The organism is Candidatus Bathyarchaeota archaeon (assembly GCA_026014725.1).
Taxonomy (GTDB): domain Archaea; phylum Thermoproteota; class Bathyarchaeia; order Bathyarchaeales; family Bathycorpusculaceae; genus Bathycorpusculum.
Window position 1 is genome coordinate 280215 of the sequence record JAOZHV010000022.1, and the last position, 19858, is coordinate 300072.

17 protein-coding genes and 1 rRNA gene are annotated in these 19858 nt (G+C 40.3%); all 18 read left to right on the plus strand.

What is annotated here, in order from left to right; genetic code table 11:
- Nucleotides 1–64: 64 nt before the first annotated feature.
- Nucleotides 65–706 carry a glycosyltransferase gene (locus NWE95_03880; GenBank protein MCW4003036.1) on the plus strand — a complete coding sequence of 214 codons (642 nt, stop codon included), beginning with the start codon at nucleotides 65–67 and terminating at the stop codon, nucleotides 704–706.
- On the plus strand, nucleotides 703–1722 hold the full coding sequence (locus NWE95_03885; protein MCW4003037.1) for a hypothetical protein: 1020 nt from the start codon (nucleotides 703–705) through the stop codon (nucleotides 1720–1722). Before NWE95_03880 ends, NWE95_03885 begins: the two co-directional genes overlap by 4 nt.
- Nucleotides 1715–2368 carry a hypothetical protein gene (locus tag NWE95_03890; protein ID MCW4003038.1) on the plus strand — a complete coding sequence of 218 codons (654 nt, stop codon included), beginning with the start codon at nucleotides 1715–1717 and terminating at the stop codon, nucleotides 2366–2368. Before NWE95_03885 ends, NWE95_03890 begins: the two co-directional genes overlap by 8 nt.
- Entirely contained in the window at nucleotides 2365–3570 is a 1206-nt protein-coding gene (locus NWE95_03895) for a glycosyltransferase family 4 protein (GenBank protein ID MCW4003039.1), read from the plus strand. Before NWE95_03890 ends, NWE95_03895 begins: the two co-directional genes overlap by 4 nt.
- A 7-nt stretch (nucleotides 3571–3577) precedes the next feature.
- Nucleotides 3578–4861: a hypothetical protein gene (locus NWE95_03900; GenBank protein MCW4003040.1), complete on the plus strand. Its 1284-nt coding sequence runs from the start codon at nucleotides 3578–3580 to the stop codon at nucleotides 4859–4861.
- A 106-nt stretch (nucleotides 4862–4967) separates the two neighbouring features.
- On the plus strand, nucleotides 4968–5675 hold the full coding sequence (locus NWE95_03905; protein ID MCW4003041.1) for a hypothetical protein: 708 nt from the start codon (nucleotides 4968–4970) through the stop codon (nucleotides 5673–5675).
- On the plus strand, nucleotides 5638–6747 hold the full coding sequence (locus NWE95_03910) for a glycosyltransferase family 4 protein (GenBank protein ID MCW4003042.1): 1110 nt from the start codon (nucleotides 5638–5640) through the stop codon (nucleotides 6745–6747). Before NWE95_03905 ends, NWE95_03910 begins: the two co-directional genes overlap by 38 nt.
- Nucleotides 6748–6818: 71 nt before the next feature.
- Nucleotides 6819–7892, plus strand: a complete 1074-nt coding sequence (locus tag NWE95_03915; protein ID MCW4003043.1) for a DegT/DnrJ/EryC1/StrS family aminotransferase — start codon at nucleotides 6819–6821, stop codon at nucleotides 7890–7892.
- Entirely contained in the window at nucleotides 7889–8773 is an 885-nt protein-coding gene (locus tag NWE95_03920; GenBank protein MCW4003044.1) for a class I SAM-dependent methyltransferase, read from the plus strand. Before NWE95_03915 ends, NWE95_03920 begins: the two co-directional genes overlap by 4 nt.
- A 47-nt stretch (nucleotides 8774–8820) precedes the next feature.
- Nucleotides 8821–9960: an ATP-grasp domain-containing protein gene (locus tag NWE95_03925; protein ID MCW4003045.1), complete on the plus strand. Its 1140-nt coding sequence runs from the start codon at nucleotides 8821–8823 to the stop codon at nucleotides 9958–9960.
- A gap of 14 nt (nucleotides 9961–9974) precedes the next feature.
- Nucleotides 9975–11018, plus strand: coding sequence for a hypothetical protein (locus tag NWE95_03930; protein ID MCW4003046.1), 1044 nt, complete (start codon nucleotides 9975–9977; stop codon nucleotides 11016–11018).
- Nucleotides 11019–11068: 50 nt separating this feature from the next.
- Entirely contained in the window at nucleotides 11069–12064 is a 996-nt protein-coding gene (locus NWE95_03935) for a GDP-mannose 4,6-dehydratase (GenBank protein MCW4003047.1), read from the plus strand.
- A gap of 36 nt (nucleotides 12065–12100) precedes the next feature.
- Entirely contained in the window at nucleotides 12101–13246 is a 1146-nt protein-coding gene (locus tag NWE95_03940; GenBank protein MCW4003048.1) for a DegT/DnrJ/EryC1/StrS family aminotransferase, read from the plus strand.
- A gap of 291 nt (nucleotides 13247–13537) precedes the next feature.
- A complete protein-coding gene (locus NWE95_03945; GenBank protein MCW4003049.1) occupies nucleotides 13538–14665 on the plus strand; it encodes an FtsX-like permease family protein in 1128 nt (375 codons plus the stop codon).
- Nucleotides 14662–15852, plus strand: a complete 1191-nt coding sequence (locus tag NWE95_03950; protein MCW4003050.1) for a hypothetical protein — start codon at nucleotides 14662–14664, stop codon at nucleotides 15850–15852. Before NWE95_03945 ends, NWE95_03950 begins: the two co-directional genes overlap by 4 nt.
- Nucleotides 15849–17456, plus strand: coding sequence for a hypothetical protein (locus NWE95_03955; protein ID MCW4003051.1), 1608 nt, complete (start codon nucleotides 15849–15851; stop codon nucleotides 17454–17456). Before NWE95_03950 ends, NWE95_03955 begins: the two co-directional genes overlap by 4 nt.
- Nucleotides 17446–18126 (plus strand): ABC transporter ATP-binding protein, encoded by a 681-nt coding sequence (locus tag NWE95_03960; GenBank protein ID MCW4003052.1) that lies wholly within the window; start codon nucleotides 17446–17448, stop codon nucleotides 18124–18126. Before NWE95_03955 ends, NWE95_03960 begins: the two co-directional genes overlap by 11 nt.
- Nucleotides 18127–18551: 425 nt before the next feature.
- Nucleotides 18552–19858: ribosomal RNA gene (locus NWE95_03965) — 23S ribosomal RNA — on the plus strand; the annotation flags it as partial.

Genomic DNA, 19858 nt, shown 5'->3' on the forward strand with positions numbered 1-19858 from the left:
GTGTAAAATAAGCGTAATCTCAATTGCAAAGCAAGAAAGCGAATTAGAGCGGTTACGTCAAGCTTTGACCAATCAAACGTTCAAAGACTTTGAGTTTATAATATCGACAAAGAATACCATTCCTGAAGCTTGGAATGACGCCATCTCGAAAGCAAAAGGGGAATTCTTAGTATTTACCGAGTCAGATTCCGTACCCCTATATGATACTTGGTTAGAAGAGATAGTTAAAACTGCTAAAAAAGGTGCCATATTAAAAGGACTAGAAATAAATCCTACAGATTTAGATCTTTGCAACTTAGTATGTGACGCTGAAATCTTTAGGGATTTGAGGTTTGATGAGTCATTCCGAATTTGCGAAGACACGGAGTTTTTTGTCCGTTCAAGAAAAACAGGAATCGAAATACAGTTTACCAATGCCTTTCCAGTAATACATACTCCTTCCAAATCATGGCGCAAGACTCTGTATCGAGCCCCAAGGTTCGGCATAAATCACATACGAATCCTATTTCTTCATGGCAGGAATTTCATAGAGGATGTCAACACACGTAATTTTCAAGGTAATAGAATAAACCCTGTGAGTAACCGGCTTCGAATCATAGTTGAAAACTTGCTTATCCTGATGGGGTTATGTGGAGGTTCATTGTACTACTTCCCCCTCTTAGTTAAACGCAAGGTTAAAGAAAAAAAGAGTGCATTAGCAAATTGAATATCGCTGAGTTTGTAGTAGTGATCGGCAACCCGTTTTTTCCTATGAGATTAGAACCCGCTTCTGTAGATATGGTGAACTCAGCTGTTAAATATGCGGTGGACCATAAGGTATTTCCTTTATTTTATGATGGTTGCTCAAAAAATCAAATTTACTTGCCTAGCGAAGCTCATGCCCGAATTGAATACTACCAGAAGCACAGAGAAATGCAAATTGAAGCTTCTAAAGCCTTTATTGATATATGTGAAAAATTGGATTTCGATTTTATGTTTTTTAAAACTTTCCGCCCTTTTAATTATATCCCTGATGATGTAGATATTCTGCTATCAGATAACGTGAACCTAAAGCTTCTGGTCAACGAGTTGAAGAAAGAGGGGTACTTCATACTTAAAGTGGGTACTCCAGAAATTGTTCTTCGAAAAGTCGATGGATGTAACTATGTCGATTTGGATGTGCATAAGCGTTTAGCTGTCGGCTCGTTAGACATATTCAACGTTAAAAGTTTATGGCAAAAAAATGCTTATGACGTAATCAAGCTTGGTGATGGATATCAAGCCACCAAACTGTCAGAAGATTATGAGGTTGTGAGAGAAGCAGCATATTCGTTGCTTAAAGATTTCCATCTCTCTATAGCTGGCTTGTACCTTGGAATTAATGCTATGATCAATAGGGACTTGACAGTTATTAAAAAAATTGCCATTGAAGAAAATTTTTCGATGCATCTTAGTCTCTACTTAGATCTTGTATACTCTTTAGCATGTGAACTTTTTGAGTCAGAAGTTAAGCCACTACTTCAATATAAAAGGGATGAAACTCTAATTTACCATCTCTGCAAAAACCTCAAGGTCCCTTATCCTTACCCTATTCCAGCTATAGCGTGTGCGTATTTATCTAAAGCCCTTTTAGAAATAAATCGGAAAGGAAACGTGAGTGTTATCCCGCAGATAATGAAGCAACCTGCTTCCAAGGGTATTAATATTCTACTAGATTATGTAAGAAACCTTTCGAATGATTGAGCACCAATATAAGATGCTGTATTTTTTCGGTCCTGATGGAACAGGAAAAACCACGCATGCTGACCTCGTATCCTTTTATTTAAATGACATGGGTCTTAAAACTTGGCGTACAAGTGTAAAGCAACATCACACTCTATCATTTTTACTTTTAAAACTCTTAACCTATAATAGTCCTAAGGGACAAGCTATGAGCTACTATGGTTTTTATGGCGATTTAGCCAAAAAAATAAAAACACCTTGGAAAATTCTTGAACTTCTAAGTTTGCTGCCTGCTTTATTTTATCGCATATATCTACCTTTATTTCTAGGGTACATAGTGATTTGCGACAGATACCTGTTTGATACAATAGTTACGCTTTCATTTTTTCTAAAAGAACCCAAAATAATTTCAGGTTTATCCGTCAAGCTGTTGGTTAAGTTGATCCCAAAAAACAGTCTTTTAATCCACTTCGAGGCAGATAGTGCTGTCATACTTCAAAGAAAATCTGATGAACCTTTGACAAAGCAACTAATTGAATACTATAAAAAGGCTTACAGGGATGTTATAAAATGGTCTGGGCGAGAGATAACTACAGTAGATACTAGTATCTCTTCAGTAAAAGAAGTGCAATCAAATATACTGTCATTAATGTGTAGAATTCGTTGAAGATACTCGTGTTCTCGGAGTTATTCTATCCGCATGGCGGCGGAGCCGAATTAGCTACCTGGCTTTACTCAAAGTTGCTTGCAGAAGAAGGTATTAAAGTTACCATAGTTACCAAACAGTTTCCAGAAGAACCAGCGATAGAGAGTATCAACAGTAACTTAACGATATATAGATTACCGATTAACTTCATGTTTGGCAGCAGATATCACACTTTAGCCAATATAGGGATGCTCGCTAACAGTTTCATAAATAAGTTGATTAGTCAATGTGACATTGTTTATGTTCCGTGTCTTTGGTATAGTGTTATACCCTTCGCTAGATGGCATAATAAACCAGTTGTAGTTCACCTGCATAATTATTCGATTGTTTGTTCCACTTCCTTAATGTTCGATTTTGCGGAGTTTAAAATTAAGCCATCCTCTTTAAAGTCATATGTGATACACGAGACTATTGAAAGGAATCGCTCACCTGCTTCAGTCGCAACTTCATCTCTAATGAACGAGTTCGCTGGTCAGTTTTATAATCGAATGGGGCTCCTTGGTGATGTATTAATTTTTGTTAGTAACGCTCAAAGGTCTTTGGTAATATCAAACGTTCCTAGTCTAAAGGAAAAAAGCTGCATGATTTATAATCCAATACCCAATATTCCTATTGTAACAGCTGAAAATAGCGGTATTGGGTATTTTGGTGGAAGGAATTTCATAAAAGGTTATAACATTTTCCTAAAAACCTTACGGGCTATTCAGTGCTACTCTAAAGAAGTCAAGACTTACCTGACAATGACTGCTAATGAACAAGTAAGTGTTCAATTAGATAACGGCGTAACTATGAACTTCTTACCTAGACTGCCTGAAGTTCAACTTATCAATCTTATGAAGCAGTTGTCAATAGTGGTTGTTCCTTCTTTATGGCCAGAGCCAGCACCTTACAGCTTGGTGCAATCTATGCTTTTAGGCAAACTTGTCATAGCCTCTGATATCGGAGGAATGCCCGAGATACTTTCAGGAGCTTCTTCTGGTATAAAATTAACCCAACCAGGAGATCATAAAGAAATTGCAGAAGGACTGTGTTCCTTTCTGTCCTTGCCAATAGACGAAGCCAACGAGCTTGGTTTTAAGAATAGAGAGCATATTCTGCGGAAGTTCAACAATAAAACCGCTGTTTGCTCATTCATCTCAGTCTTAAATAAACTACAAAATTAGCAATTCCATGTTAGTTTCACCTTACCAATTTTTTGTTCTGTTTTTCGCTTTGCTATACTGCCTCTTTTTCTTTTTCAAACTCAATGTCAAAGAGCAGGCTACTTTTAATGCTTCTAAATGGTCTCAAAAGGCGCATGTTTGCATTTTACTTGTCGTTCTTGTCCTCCCATGGATTATATTTGCAGTACTTAACCCTGTTGACTTCCGTAACGCCGACATTAAAATGAACATGGCTGACTCTCAAATTATCCTTCAACAAGGACGTATACAGTCAAGTTCCATGTTAGAAAATGATTATTACCATTTTTTCCCAATTTTTACCTTATTAATTTCATCAATCTCCAGCGTCACAAGATTAACTTCGTTACAGGCCGTTCATGTATTAAATGTAGTTATTCAAGTATTGTTCTGGTTACTAGTTTGGGTATTACTTTTTAGGAATTCCACTGGTAAATTGAAACATCATTTTATTCTTCTTGGCATAGTCACAGCCACTTACGCTAATCCGTATCTTTACGGTTATTTCAATACGCCCCTACCCCAAACTATGGGACTGTGCGTTCTGCTGTTATTGCTTATGATGAGTTTGAGTATAAACAACAAATCTTATGCTTTGATTTATGTGATCATTCTGACAGTTGGTTTAGTTCATGTTAGCATTTTACCTATTTTCTTACTATCTTTGGTTATCCTATTTCTTTCTACCGAATTAGTAAAAAAGCAAGCGGTGATTAGTCTTCCTCAAAAGTTGCGGTATATGACGCCGTTACCTATTGTTCTCCTTTTTGCTTATGTATTTAACACTGTCGCGGCATATCCAGTTGTTGGGTATTTACAAAAAATTCTGTCTTATCTGTCTGACCTTGCCAACGATGCATTGAGTGGACAGATATCTGCTGCCGAAGGTTTGCCGAGAGGCACTTTATACCCATTAAATGCGTTAGGACCAGCACTTATTATTGGTGCAACAGCAGCGTTCTTAATACTTCAATTTCAAGCAGTTCATAGGCAACAAGAAACGAATAATTGGTTAAGTATGCTTGCAGTACTTTCTCTGATACTTATTTTTCTTGGTACTCTCCGAGGGCAATTCGATGTTTGGGGGCAAGCCTTTGGAAGCATATCTAGATATTTTAACCTGCCTGGATATGCTTTGGCAACGGTTGTTGCAAGTTGGACTATAGCTAATTCATTTCAGCGCGAGCGCAAAAAATGGGTGTTAACTGTGTTGTTGCTTGTAGTTGTGATATTGCCTTCCATAGGTGGATTATTAGATCCTCTGGCATTTTGAAGTGAATCTGAATGGGATTTGACAACTCCATTAAGCATTATATACTACAATAGTGAGGAAAGTCTCTAACTCGCTAACGAAGAATTCATCTTGTTTGATAGCTTTCATGGGGCCGTGTGGCGCTGGTAAATCTACGCAGGCACTTATTGTTGCTTCAGCTTTAAAGAGAAAGAAAATCAAAGTTACAACAAATGTCATTACAAGCAATCATGGGTTTGCTAAGGTATTGTGGAATCTAACCAAGAGCGTAAAAAAGGATCATTCCATACTGTATCACACCAGTTTGCGCTGGCTTTGGTGGGGACTGCAAATTCAAGGCATTCTGCTTAAATTATTTTTCAGAATTCAACTACCCCTTTATTGCGGATACGTGGTAATTTCGGACGGTTACCTCATGCCGCAATGTGCAGTGCTTTTGGATGTACAGCGGCATGGGCTGATGCCGCTCAAAGCATGTTCAAGATTTCTCACTTTTCTGCTGAAATTCGTGCAAAAAAATATGATATCGATAATATTGGATTCGCCAACTGAGGTGCTTATGAAACGGTATGTTGATCGTGGCAGTAATTCAGAACCGACACGATATATAGTAGCCCAGCGAGATGCATGTAAGCTTATAAAGAGTCAGAGGAACCTTCAAATTGACACATCTAGCATGGTCAAAGAGGAAACTTTTGCCCACATAATCGATTACATCTTCAAAAACTGCGGTGTTCATAAAAATCATAGTCAACCAGTAAGAATAGACTTGGAGAAGGTTACTAATCAGAATTTGTTTGCTGGTAGGAACATGGTTTCCTCCAATCTGGAATGAAGGTCCGAGCTTCTTTTTCAAAGACCTTTCTCAAATGTTTACAGAAAGTGGTCACGAAGTAACAGTGCTTACTTTACCTTGGGGCTGGAAAAATTTCGCGGGGAAAATGCTGACTTTTAACTGTTTTATTAGAAATTATATCCACTTAATTTTTAATGGCGATTATGACTTTGTAGTCGCTCCTTTTTGGGGTTATCAGGATTTCAGAAGGTACTTCCCAATTTTATTTTTAAAGCCTAAATGTATCTTTGTGGCTCTGGGTTCAGACTGGTTTGACTTTCGAGCTAAACATCAAAAGCAGAGGTATTGGCGTTTCTACATTTGGCTTAAAGAACGACTTTCGACCACAATTCTGTGCAAGGCATCCGCTGTTGTTTCCTCTCCGGATATTTTAGAAAAAATCGGAAAATACTTTTACATCGAGGCAAAAAAGTTAAAATACATAGAATTGCCGGTCGACACGGAGAAATTCAATCCACAAGTGGAACCTGTGCCTCTAAACAAGAATGGCAAAATACTAATTCATATCAGCAGATTAGCTGAGGGCAAAGGGTTAAGATGTCTCTTGAAAGCTTTGCCTACAGTTATTGCTTATGACAATTCGGCTGAGCTATGGCTAATAGGCGATGGGCCATTAAAGCAAGAGTTAGTTTCATTAGCAAATGAATTAGGTATTGCTGAAAAGGTAAGATTTGTAGGAAAAATTTCCCATGTAGAAGTGCCAAAATATATCGCGGCTGCTTACATCGCAATCGAAGCTGGCTCTGAGGGCGGAGGGCTTGGAAATGTTGTTAGAGAAATAATGGCTATGAAAAAGCCAATTGTCACAGCAAACATACATTTACAGATTAAGCAGGTATTTGTATACCAAAAATGTGGATTGGCAATTTCTGACCCAGATGATTACAAAGATTTGGCCGATAAAATTATTCTCTATTTGGCTAATGAACGTGAGAGAATTGAGAAATCGTCAAATGCCTTTAATTATATAGTTATGAACGCGTCTTACCAAGTCGTTTCCAAGAAATGGGCTGATTTGTTCATCATACTGAAGTTTGGGCGACCTTGTTAGGTTTAGGTGAGAATGAGAAACGCTTTCCAAACACCCTTGTTTTTGCTTTTGATAAGATGAGGTAATAAGTAGTGATTGAGCATTCAAAGACAACCATACAAGAGAACGATATTGACGCAGTCGTATCAGTATTAAAAAGCAGAATAGTGAACTGTTCTCATGTTACTGAAGAGTTTGAAAAGCGGTTCGCCGATTATATAGGTGTAAGACGGGCGTTTGCCACAAGTTCAGGAACAAACGCGCTCTTTCTAGCACTTAAGGTCTTGGGTATCGGAAGAGGAGATGAAGTTATCATTCCTTCATACGTCTGCGATGATGTTCTTTCGGCGGTATGGTTCGCTGGAGCTGATGCAAAGCTTGCCGATATTTGCTTAGATGATTTTAACATCGACCCTGACGATGTCGAACTTAAAATTAGCAAGAACACAAAAGCAATAATCTGTCCTCACCTTTTTGGAATGCCAGCCCAAATTAACAAACTTCTTCGCCTAAACCTTCCATTAATCGAAGATTGCGCGCATTCAATAGGTGCTGAATATGAAAATAAAAAAGTGGGGTCTTTTGGCATTATCTCTGTTTTTTCATTTCACGCTTTAAAAATGTTGACATGCGGCGAGGGAGGAATGCTATTAACTTCAAACAAAACAATCTGTGATAAACTGCATTCGTTCTTGTTTCCTAATTTCGATGCTCAAGAGTACACTTTAACATTCCATATGTCTAATATATCGGCAGCTTTAGGGATATCGCAACTATCAAACATAGATAGTTTTCTTCAAAAAAGAAAAGAAATCGCAGACACTTATGCCCGCGAACTAAGCGACCTTGAGGTAACTTTACCATCTTATAAAACAGCTGAGCGTTGCTCTTCAGTATTCCGTTACTGCATAAAAATCGGGTCATCACTAAGTTTAGAGCAAGTTTTCAAAATGTATGCAGACGAGGGTATCATTGTGCGCTCACCAGTGAAAAAAGCGTTACATTCATTCAAGCCATTTCATGACCAATATTGTAGTAATACCGAATATGCAATTCGCCATGTTGTTTCATTACCAATTTATCCTCTGTTAACTGAAGAAGAGCAAAAACGCGTTATCAACGTAACTAAATCAATTTTTGGAAAGAGGCAAGACGGCAGAGCATGAGTAATTGGAAGACTGCTTTGTTCTTACCTAAAAAATACATCTGTGTAGATGGCATATGGTTGAATAAGTCAATTGCCATCAATCCTGAAATTAACGTCTTTAATAGCATAAACTTCGTTTCGCGGGTTGCGCAAAAATACACAACTTTAGGTCAAGAGACTCCTATTTATATGCGTCATTTCGATTATATGCTCAAAAATTTTGCTGAAAAAGATCTAAAATTTGTGATGGACTTGGGGTGTGGTGATGGGCGGTTTATCCCCTATTTGTTAGAAAAAGGGTTTGAGCATGTAGTAGCAGTTGATATTAGTTTAGACAATTTAGAAAGGATACAGAATAGGTTATCTGAAAAAGAAAAAAACAAGGTTTTGCTAGTTTGTGATGATATTTATACTCTTTCTTTCAATCCTTACTTATTTGATTGGATTTTCGCTATCGGTCTATTACACTTGCTTAAGGATATTCCGAGTGCATTAAACATTATCGGTCGTTTGCTTAAACGGGGTGGCCATTTTGTTAATGGCGAGGCGACATTTGACCAAGCGCTACTGTACTCCTTGGTTATTGGCGATATAGAAGAGTTTATTCGTGTAGCAAAAACAGCCACAAGGGGAAAAAGTGCAGAAAATTTGAAAGATAGATATGCAATATTAAAATGTGGACAAATTGAAAAACTTCTTGAACAAGAAGGCTTCAGAATACAGCAGACTTACGGTATCTCGATGTATCCAAGCTTAGTGTTCGGTGGGTTCCTGCAAAAGCATGAAGTATCAGAGGAAAAAAAGGAAGAGTTGTCTTCAGTCCTAAATAGTCTATGTTCAACTGACACTACTGCATATCGGGTTATTCTGTATCTTAGCCAAAAAAATCATGCACCCTGAAAAACTAATTGTTCATAAACACAACAATTAGTAGGTAAGCGGGTTAATTGAAGGATTTGTCTGTCTTAATCACAGGGGTTGGCGCTCCAGGCGTTTATGGAGTCATAAAAGGTTTAAAGGCTAACGGTGAAAGAAAGATCAAGATAGTTGGCGTCGACACAGATCCAAACATTGCGAGCCGCTATTTCATAGACAAATTCTATCTTGTTCCAAATAGAGAATCTCCAAACTTTATGCTTTCAATTTTTGAGATTGTTGAAAGTGAAAAAGTTAACATAATTTGTCCAGTGCCGACGGCAGAGTTGGAGATGTTTTCTGAGGCAAAAGAATACTTTAAGCAACTTGGTGTTTCCGTATTAGTATCTGATATGGTTGGTCTGCGGATTGCTAATAATAAGGCACTATTGTATCAGCACCTTCAAAAACAAGGAATTAATTGTGTGCCTAAACACTTCTTAGTAAAAGATTTCAATAGTTTCTTAGATGCCGTAGAAAAATTAGGGTATCCTTCTAAAAAAGTATGCCTTAAACCTCCTGTCGGCACAGGAGCAAGAGGTCTAAAAATACTGGACTCAGAATCCTCAAACATTGTTAAGGTGCTTGCAAGATCCCCTGACTCCTCAGTAGCCGCATTAGAAGAGGTATCATTAGTATTAAAGAAAGCAAATCCTTTTCCCCCTCTTCTTGTTGTTGAATTCCTGCCTGGAGCAGAGTATGATGTTGACGTTTTATCGTTAGATGGCAGGAGCTTTTCCATAATTCCTAGGAAAAATGAAAAAATGTTTTGGGGGCTATCAATGGTAAGTCGTGCAGAAAAGAACGACAAAATAATTGAGTTATCTGATCGTATAGTCAAGGCCTTACATCTTTCATATGTCATAAATATCTCGTTTAAATATTCAAACAAGGATGAAATCAAGATTTTAGAGATTAACCCCCGAATTCCCGGTTCGATAATTGCAGCAGTCAACGCCGGGGTTAACATGCCCTATCTCGCTATCAAGTTGGCGTTAGGTGAACCCTTCAGCATTAAGCCAACCCAATGGGGCGTAAAGATGATTAGGTATTGGGACGAAATTTTCATCTCGGAAAACGGCAAAATTCTTGAAACGCCTGATATAAAATTGCAAAGCAGCTTTTTGTCTAAACCTCAGAACAACCAATTTCACAATACTAACTCTATTTAAATGGATAATTTTAATTGAACGAGTTGCGAATTTTTCGCATAATCCAAGAAGACTTAAAAAAATTCAATCTCAACCTTGTCGGTTTGAAAGTATTGACAGAAGCTGCAACTGGGTACTTTGCATTAACGCCCATAATAGCAGCGTTGGCTGGGGCGGAAAGGGTCTTTGCATTGACTAAAGACTCTGAATTCGGCAGCGTTAAAAACGTTACAGAAACCGTTTTATCGTTAGCTAAGAAATGCAATATCGGTCAAAAAATCGAAATCTTGCTTTCACGAAATGATGAAACGATTGGTCAGGCAGATATCGTTACGAACCTTGGTTTCGTACGGCCGATTGATAAGCAATTTATTTCTCGGCTGAAAGAGACCGTTGTTATACCTCTTATGTGGGAATCTTGGGAATTTCGTGAGGAAGACTTGGACATAGTTGAATGCAAGCGAAGAGGAATTCCTGTTATGGGCACAAATGAACATGTGCCTGAACTAGATACCTTCAACTATGTTGGTCCTTTGGCAGTTAAACTCGCCTTTGAATTAGAGATAGAAGTCAACCACTCAAACGTTATAGTCGTAGGCAGTGGGGCATTTGGCGAAAGTACCATCAAATCGTTTAAACAACTAGGTGCAAATGTAACCAACGTCCAAGCGAATAAAGGCGACAGATTTGATGATGATTGGGTTTTGCAAGATATCGCTAAAAGTGACCTCTTAGTTTTTGTGGAGTCTGCCTCGCGTGAAATGCTTCTTGGGGAGTGCGGTCAGTTAAGTTTCAAAAGACTGTTGCAGGTTAACCCGAGTATTTCTATTGTTCACGTTGCAGGTTACATTGATGCTAATGCCGTAGAGTTGGCTTCAATTCCTCATCGCCCTCGGAAGATAGCTAAGGTAGGTCATATGAGTGCGACAGTTGATTATTTGGGACCAAAGCCATTAATTGATTTACATATTGCAGGGCTCAAGGTAGGTGAAGCAATGGCAAAAGCACGCTTGCAAGGTTTAAGTTGCGAAGAAACAATGCAGTACGCCTTAGAATCTGCTCCTGCTATGCGCTTGTAACTGGGAGAAAAGCATAATCGCCTTCGTCAGAAAATCGTAGGATTAACTTTTTGGAACTCACAGATAAAACCGTTGTAGTCACTGGTGGCGCAGGTTTTATTGGAAGCCACCTCTGTGACAAGATTGCCCAATTTAACCCTTCAAAATTGATTGTTATTGATGATTTTTCGCTGGGAAAAGAAAGAAACATTGAGAAATTAAGAGGGCTGAGAAATTTTAGTATATTCAAGATGGATGCTTCTAACTATAAGGCAATGGCGAGATTGTATGATAAAGAAAATGTTGACGTAACGTTTAATCTAGCTGTAGTTCCTTTACCTGCTTCGCTCCAAAAACCAAAAGAAACGAATGACATTAACATTCTCATAACTTCAACAGTATGCGAGCTCCTCTACAGAGGAAAATATAAAACCTTGATTCATTGTTCTTCATCCGAAGCTTATGGGTCTGCAATTTACACCCCAATGAGCGAAAACCACCCTACATATCCGCATACGCCCTATGCGGCCAGCAAACTCGCCTGTGACCACATCGCTCTCTCTTATCACAAGACATTCGGTTTAGATATAGCAATAACTCGACCATTCAATTCCTATGGTCCAAGGCAAAATGAGTACAGTTACGCTGGCGTAATCCCCAAAACTATTTGCAGGATAGCTTCAGGCAAGCCGCCAATAATTGAGGGTGATGGCTCTCAAACAAGAGATTACACTTATGTAGATGATATTGCGGATGCATTGATAGGGGTTTACCAAACCAATTTGACACGTGGAAAAGTGATTAATGCTGCTAGTGGTGGAGAGATTAGCATTAAGGAGTTAATTTTTCTAATTATGAAGTTAATGGATTACTCAGGCGATGTCATATACACAGACCCGAGACCTGGCGACGTTCGCCGTCTGGTAGGCGACATTTCTTTAGCTAAACAATTGATTGGGTATTCACCGAAAACGAACTTTGAAGTCGGTATCCAGAAAACAATAGATTGGTATAAATCAATCCATCCTAACTCTATTGAAGAACAGCTCCTTTTTTCTTGCCAATAAAGACTTATTGTAAATAGCGAAAAACTAGGAATGGGCATGAATGAATCTTCTTTAAACAACGTTGCAACTGAACTAAAAATAATTCAGCCAGTAATCGGTATAGAAGAAGTCGATAATATACTCAAAGTGTTACGTTCTGGTTGGCTTACAGAAGGACAGCAAACAAAAGAATTTGAAGAAAAAGTAAAAAATTTTTGCGGAGCCAAATTCGCAGTAGCGACAACTTCGTGTACTACGGCTATCGAATTAGCTTTACGAACTTTGAGAATAGGACCAGGCGACGAAGTAATAGTACCTGACTTTACTCATCCCGCAACTGGCAACATGGTCAGATGGGTGGGTGCCAACCCAGTCTTGGTTGATGTCGACCTATCCTCATATAATATTGACCCTGCTGAAGTAGAGAAAGCTATCACCGAAAAAACACGTTGTATAATGCCAGTCTCATGGGGAGGAAATCCGTTAAATATGAAGCCGTTGACCGAATTAAAAGAGAAGCATAACTTGTTTATCGTAGAGGATGCTGCATGTAGTCTAGGTGCTGCGTATGACGGAAACAAAACAGGTACAATGGCTGATATAACCTGCTTCAGCTTTCACCCACGGAAAATAATCACCACAGGAGAAGGCGGTATGGTTGTTACCGACAATCCTTCCTTTGCAAAGGATCTTCAGAAGCTCAAGGCTTTTGGCATGGAAATGACAAAGGCAGGAAAAACCATGTTCACTAATTGTGGGACTAACTCGAAATTAAGCGATGTTTTAGCAGCTATAGGTGTAGAGCAAATGAAGAAGATAGATGCCATAATACAGAAGAGAATAGAATTGGCTGATTACTACAACAAGCTACTTGCTGGATACAGTTCAATCAGGGTACCACGTAAAGATGAAAAAGCACAGCATGTTTACCAAACATATGCGCCATATATCGTCAAAAAAGGGTTAAGAAATAAAATTATGACTGAACTGAAAAAGAAACGAATTGAGACACGAATAGGAACTTACGCGCTGCACTTGCAACCTGCCTTCCGTGAAGCAAAAAGAATTGGGCGATTGCAAAGATCAAAAGACCTCTATGAAAACTTATTAGCGCTGCCTATGTGCCATTCCATGTCAAAACCTGAACAAGAATGGGTCATTTGTGAACTTAAGAATTCGATAAAAACTTCCCTGGCAAACTAAAATTGCCAAAAATGTACAAAGCCTTCCTAAAAGCAAAAGTTTTGATTGCCTACAATTTAGTGAGTAACAGTTTAAGGCGTTATAGTTTTCATATAGTGATTAAAATTGTTGCTGCTTGGGCTCATAAATGATTCGTTAGTTGTGGCAACGGTACGGCGTTGCTATTCAGCGTTTTCTTTGGGCAGAAAATAGACCCAAGACAACCATATTCTAAATAACCAACCCATGAAACTGTAATCATGTCGAAGAAAATCAAAGGGCTCTACTCGATTAAAGCATAGTTTAACCTTCTTGTCTTTTGTATTTTTAAGCTTTAAACTGTTTTTTCGCAAAAAAAGCACGGCGGCTACAGTTCTTGCGTTAACGCTTCTAGTAGCTATTGTGGCTTCCATGTATGCTGTCGTGAATTTCATAGGTTCCCAAACGTCGGCAATAGGGCAGCTTGCCAGAGTCGGCAACAGATATTTAGTTTTAAGCGAAAACCGTGCATCTTTAAGCGACAGTTGCATTAGCCGTGAAACAGAGGGCGCCTTATCTTTTGAAATTGTTGAGAATTTTTTTGCCCAAAAAATCTTCCGAGCAAAATTGCAGACTGACCTGAGTAACTTTACGGTTACTATACGAGGTGTGGAAAATCTTACTGCCTATTTGAAAACGCAGTCAGTAAGTGTTAACGGCACCACAGCTAAGAATATGGATGAAGCCAATGTAGGTATGCTTTTAGCCAATATTGCTTCGATAGGCAAGAATGACTATGTCACCGTATCCGTTGGCAACGTTAGTCTTTACATTCAAATTGTCGGTGTGACGAGGGCTCAGACGCAGTTGGATAGTGAACTTATCGTTCCAATAGAAACAGCTGACTACCTGACTGGCAATAGGGTTTTATCCTTTATAGAATTTAGTTTTAAAGAGAACATTGACAGGCAACAAGCACTGAGCCAAATCTCAGGCTCGCTACCAACCGATGGCAAGGTCGTCAAGGTTCAGCAGACAGGTTTGTTTTTGGAGCAGTCAACAGGTGAAACGCTCAATTTCCTAACCGTATGGTCTATAACTGTTTTTGTCTTAGTTGCGGCTGCTTCCTATGTTGTCTCAACAAGATTAATTGTTGAATCAGGATACGAGTTGACTATGTTAAGAGCTATAGGTGCCAAGCGACTGAAAGTTTCAAGCGTAATCTTCACTTACAACGTGTTGGCGGCTGTGGCTGGTTCAGTTTTAGGCATAGCACTTGGAATTGTTGGCACACAGGTTGTCTCATCAGTTCTTAGAGTTTGGCAAAACATTCCAGTAGTTCCTTTTCTTGAATTGGCGCAGTTTGGGCAAATATTAGCACTGTCACTTCTTTTTTCTGCATTAGGTTGTGTTTACCCAACGTTAAGACTGTGCAAAGAAAATTTTAAGGTGGTCTTATGAGTAAACTTTTTTACTTTAGGTATCTGCGTTTTAGGCCTCTCTTCGCTTTAACTTTGATTTTGGCTCTATCTTCAGCTCTGTTCTCTGTTACTGCACTGAGCTTCTTAGCCTTTTACAGGAGTTTCAACGCTTACTTAGGCGAAGACGAGAATATAATTGCAGTTTATAACCTGCAAAGCAAGACACCTTTTACCGGCATCATTCCTGCATACTTAACCAGTCAAGTAAGCACAGTGGACGGTGTTTTAGCCTGCAGTCCAGAAGTTATCACTCCATGCATAGTAAATAATCAAGCCTTTTTCGTTAGAGGCATAGTGCTTGAGGAATTCGAGAAACTAAATACTCTGACTATTATTGAGGGTGGAAATCTCAATCAAACTAACATAAACTCCTTGATAATAGGGAAAAACCTTGATGCTCGTCTAAATGTTAAGGTTAACGATAAACTGCTTGTCTTAGGGGTTTTAGCTGACCGCTATTTGGAACTGCAAGTCGCTGGCGTTTACTTGTCGCATTCAAGCATGGATGACGAGGCGCTTGTGTTGCTAAATGTTGGTCAATGGCTCAGGGGGACGAGCTATAACCATGTTAGTATGCTACGGGTAAAGGTGAACCCTACTTTAGTTAGTTCAAATGATATTTATCAAGAACTGGCAAGGAATGCTTCTTCAGCTCAATCTTCACCATCTCAACCTGCAACTAGTCAGACAACAAAGTATGGAGAGATGATTCCTTGGTCAGCAATAAACTTCCAAATTGGGCAGATTGGCGTGGGTAACACGCAAACTCTTATGAAAAGTTACCTTGATAGATATGGGATTACTGAACAAACTCTCATAGTTCTTTCTGTTATGATTTTCTTGTTCTCAGCTTTTACCATAACTGTTGCTTCTCAAACCTTAATGCAGCAACATAAAGAGGATATTGTAACCTTGAGGTCACTGGGTACATCCAGAAAAAACATCAAGTTTGATTTTGTTTGTAAGCTTTTGCCTTTATCGCTTCTTGCTTCTGGATTAGGACTAGTCATAACAGGTTTAACTTTGTCGTTGCTTCAGAAGTTTGGTTACTTGCAAGTTTTATCGCATTGTGTTGTTTTCAGTTTTGACCCGCTTATTGTAGTGCTGAATTTTATTCTTGTTTTGTCTCTTGCCGTCATAGGTATTTTCAGTTCAGATTTGCATTGAGAAAATATTTTTACATTTTAATTTTAGTTTGTGCTGTCGCTGTTGTAGTTAGACTTTATCCTGCTCTGCTTAGCGGTTTACCTTTCTCAACTGATGGGTGGGGCTCGATTAGGAACGCCGAGTCGCTACTGCGATATACGCCTGTATCCTTGGGTGATAATTCGGTGTTTGATGGTTACAATAACTATTGGCCTGCTATCAGTCTTTTCGGTGCTGTTTTTTCTTTGGTTACGGGTCTCTCCGTTGTTGATTCTATGGCGATTGGCATTCCTTTGGTGGCTGCGCTAACTATTCCATTGTTTTACGTTCTCGTACGTAGGATTACGGAAAGCACAAAAATAGCGTTAATTTCAACGGCGCTTTTGGCGACGGCTTACCCTTACGCTTTGTATACTGCGGGGGTTACAAAAGAAACCTTTGCCAATCCCCTTTATGTATGTGTTTTGCTGATTTTTCTTCTTGCGCCTTCTTGGAAGAGAACCTTACTTTTTTCCGTAGCTTCGGTGGTTTTGGTGTTGTCTCACCATTTGGCTACGCTTATAACGATTGGTGTTTTAGTCACTTTAACGATTGCATTATTCTACAACAAAGACGGCAAATCCAAATACACCGTTAAATCAACTGTCAGCTTGCTCGGCATCATTCTCGTCGTGACGGCAATGTATTTTTGGTTTTACGCGTATGCGGGGTTTGTAACTTCTCTGTCTGCTAGTGACTTGCTTACGGTTTGTGCTTATCAGCTTGTTGTTTTAGCGGGAATTTTGTTTTTTACCTCAAAAACAGGCTTTCCTTCGCATAGACAAATGGTTATTGGCAGCGTGGTAACCTTTGTTCTTGCTTGTTTTTGCGTTCTTTTGTTAACTCGGAAATCTTTGATTTCTGGGGCTCCGATTTTGCCCATTCACTATGTGATTTATACTATTCCGTTCTTAGTGGTTCTGCCAATTATGATGCTTAGTTTTGGCGGGTTATATGAGCGACCTAGCCGACTTTTGTTTCCTCTTTTTTGGCTCTCTCCCATCATCGCACTGGAAGGTTACGCGATTTTTATCGGTTCACCCATCGGCTTAACACTTACGTTACATACCCTGAATTTCCTGATACTTCCTCTACTTATCCTCATTGGGCTGGCTTTCCACAAATTATATGTTGATAGCAAGAAGTGGCATGCAAATCGCTTTCTGACCGTTGGCGTAGTCACAGCCTTTCTGGCTGTGATTTTAGTGAATTGCTATAGCATATTTGCCTCGGTTTCTCTACAGGAGCGGTACATGGGGTATTTCTGGCTCTACCATGCACCAGAGCCTGCGGCGGCAGCGTTGATTGTTGCTAACACAGCTAACCAAAGTGTTGCTGGCGACGTTAAAGTTTCCTATCTGCTTAGTGGTTACTTTGGTGTAAAAGTCGATGTTTATGGTGGACTGAACTACCTCGATGGAAACGGTTCTACGCCTGAACTGTTGTTTGTTTATCCTGAAATGGTAACTAATGGTTATGTGGCCTATGGTGGAAACGTCTTGACTCTGCAGGAGAATTGGACCAGAAAACTGGTGACTCTCAATAATGCATACGCTAATGGTATGGTGAATCTATATGCAAAGTGAAAACAAAATTATCGAACTGGTTAATGTTTCTAAAATTTTTGGTTCAGCAACAGTGTTGAAGAATGTTAACTTAACTGTTAATCAGGGCGAATTTATTTCAATTCGTGGAAAATCAGGTGTTGGAAAAACCAGTCTCTTTAAACTAATGGGACTTCTAGAATTGCCCAGCGATGGCACGATTAGGCTGTTTGGAAAAAACATCAATGCACTTGGGGAGGATGAGAAGGCAAGTCTTCGATTACGACAGCTCGGTTTAGTTTTCCAGTTTTTCAACCTATTGCCTTCTTTGACTGTGGTTGAGAATGTTGAGTTGCCCATGGCACTGGCAGGCGTTAAGAAATCTGCGCGGCGTGAGAGAGTATTTGAGCTTTTGCGTTTCTTCGATTTGGTGGGTTTAGCTGAGCGTTTTCCTGAAAGTTTAAGTGGCGGGGAGAAGCAGCGTGTGGCTGTTATGCGTGCGCTGGTTAATCGACCACGGGTGCTTTTGGCTGATGAGCCCACGTCAAGTTTGGATGATGAAAACTCAACCTTGCTCTTGGGTTTGCTTGAAAAAATTTGTCGTGAGGAAAAAGTTGCTGTTGTCTTAACGACAACTGATTTGTATGAAAAACTCCCCATCCACAAGGATTACCTCTTAAAGGATTGCCAATTACTCAAGCTTACTTTTTGAAACCATTAGTTTAGTTTCAAACGGTACAAATCGCTTATTCAATGTTCCATATGTAACGACAATTTTATATGATGGGGGAACGTAGGATAAGTTTCCCTATCACATGCGGCTCTGCATTAAACCCAAAATGCATGAGCCAAGAATGCAAAGGAAGCAGACGCCAAGCGCAACAGAACACGCCAACAAACATTAATAACATTCAACGTAATGCTTATATTAGCGAAACTCGCTTCTAATGCAGTTCAGCAATATATGGGTTATACCATCAAAAAAGGAGATGCAACTCCCCACCATAACACGATGAGGAGTGAAGAGGTCGATGGGCAACCGCTCAAAATGACACCATGCATAGGCCAAATACAACAACGACGCCACAACACACACAAACACGCGTTTCACCAAACGCCAAACAGATACTGCCATTGGCCCGAAACATGCCACGCTGTCTGGAGGATGGCTCGGCTTGAGAGCCGAAGAAGGGCGCGGCAAGCCGCGATACCGCCTCGGGTAAGCGCAAGCAGCCTTAGAACCGAGGATACCTGAATGAGACTTCTCATCAAACTCTTCGGAGTTTGTTGCTCCTTTACGGAGCGGGAACCCCCCGAACGGAAGCATCTTAGTAGAGGGAGGAAAAGAAACCAAACGGGATTCCCTTAGTAGCAGCGAGCGAAATGGGAACAGTCCAAACCGAATCCCACAGGGAAACTTGTGGGAGATGTAGGGTTATGGGCCTGGCTTCCTCTTCACTGACCAAGCTGAAGTGGCCTGAAATGGCCCGCCAAAGAGGGTGACAGCCCCGTAAACGTAAATCAGAAAGAGCTGAGCTAGAGTCCCAGACTACCGCACCATGGTTTTGGCGCGGAAAGTTGGGAGTCACCAACTTCCAAGACTAAATACATCTCAAGACCGATAGCGCACTAGTACGGTGACGGAAAACTGAAAAGTACCCCGGAATGGGGGTGAAAAGTGCCTGAAACCAGACAGTTACAGACGTGTGCAGCCCGGAAGAATCGAAACCATCCAAAGGAAGCCGCTGTGAAGCGGCATTACAAGGAAGGCGGATCAGGGTTGCACGTTCCGTCTAGAAACACGGGCCGGGGAGTTTATAGTTATGGCAAGCCTAAGGGTAACAAGCCCGTAAGCATAGGGAAACCAACAAGCGCGCAACTCCGCAAGAGCCAGGCGCAGGGTCTGAAAAGGCCCGAAGTCATAACTATACATACTAGAAACCAGACGATCTAGCCTTGGGCAGGGCGAAGCTAGGCGAAAGCCTAGTGGAGGCTCGCAGGGGTTCTAACGTGCAATTTGTTCCTCAGACCTGGGGCTAGGGGCTAAAGACCAATCTAGTCTGGTGATAGCTAGTTCCTTCCGAAGTGGGCCTGAGCCCAGTCCCGAGCGAGGCTGCTGGTGGGGTAGAGCACTGATTGGAAAACAAGGATCCGAAAGGGTCCACTTTCCTTTCAAACTACGAATCCACCCGCACCAAAGACCTCGGGAAGCGGGTTACAGGGGGTAAGCTCCTGGACCGAGAGGGGGACAACCCAGACTGAGGTTAAGGTCCCCAAGTGCTGGCTAAATGTCAAACCAAAGGGCGTCGTCAGCCTCAGACAGCGGGGAGGTAGGCTCAGAAGCAGCCATCCTTCAAAGAAAGCGTAACAGCTCACCCGCCGAGGCTGACGGCCCCGAAAATTGACGGGGCTAAGCCAGCCACCGATACCTCAGAACGCAGCTT